Genomic DNA, 1,020 nt, shown 5'->3' on the forward strand with positions numbered 1-1,020 from the left:
GTGGCATCGCCCTGCCAGCGCACGCCATAGGGCGAGACCGTCTCGGTCGCCGGCCGTGCGAGAATCGTCCCGCGCTCGGTCACCGTTGGCTTCTCAACCGGCACCCCAACATCCTCTGCGGGTTCAAGCGCGCTATTGTCGATGGACACCACTCTGTCCGCAGTCAGGTCGACGTCGGGCGCCTCAGCCTCCCCCTCGTCGGTGATGGCGTACTGCTCGTACTGAAGATTGCCCTGCTGGTAGGCGTTGAGGAACTCCTCGCGTGAGTACTCGGCCGGCTGAACAAGCCGTTCTTCGACGTCGAGGTCGACACGTTCGATGTCGAAGGTCGTCGGATAGATCGACTGCAGGCGCTCCTCGACGGTCTCAAGGCCATCGTCAGCGCCGTAGTAGAACTCGACGGGCGCGTCTTCGCCGTCGCTGAGTGCCAGGAACTCGAAGCGCGGCGGCATCGAGGACGACAGCGGATTCAACGTCGACCCCAGTCCCGGATCCTCGCTAGTGAGTTTGTGGAGGCTCTCGAGGAGTCGCGGAATCCCCGACGGGTCTAGTTCTTCAGAGGTCGGCGTGACGCGGAGGTACTCACTCATCGCGACCACCGTCCGTCTCGGCGACTTGCTCCGATTTGTCGTTCGATTCAGCGGTCTGCTCGTTGAGTTGCTGTTGGAACGAATGCATTGCTGACTCGGTTTCGTCGTTGGTTGCACCGGGCAGTTCGTCGCGAGTTTGGGTGGTGGGGTCGAAGTCGATAACCTGCTTCTCCTTGGGCATCGCCTCGACCTGGATACCGCGCCACTCGCCGTCGACGCCGACGAGTGCTTCGGAGAAGCCGGCGTCCTCGTTGCCGGGGACGGCGTCTTGGACGTAGCGCATCTGGGCGTGATTCAGGCCGAACTCGTCGGCCCACTCTTCGTCCATGCCGTCGAGGCGGTGGAACTGCTTGACCGCACATTGGTCAAGGATCGCCTCACTCTCGGCGTGCTCGAAGAACTCATCGACGGTCTGCGTCACGAGGCGGAT

The 1,020-nt window shown here is 62.7% G+C and carries 2 pseudogenes; both read right to left on the reverse strand.

Annotated features, from left to right (window positions below):
* Positions 1 to 590 (reverse strand): annotated as a pseudogene (locus IEX84_RS14500) (hypothetical protein); the annotation flags it as partial.
* Positions 583 to 1,020 (reverse strand): annotated as a pseudogene (locus IEX84_RS14505) (VirB4 family type IV secretion system protein); the annotation flags it as partial. The pseudogenes IEX84_RS14500 and IEX84_RS14505, both read right to left, overlap by 8 nt.

Source organism: Halarchaeum rubridurum (genome assembly GCF_014647115.1).
GTDB lineage: Archaea > Halobacteriota > Halobacteria > Halobacteriales > Halobacteriaceae > Halarchaeum > Halarchaeum rubridurum.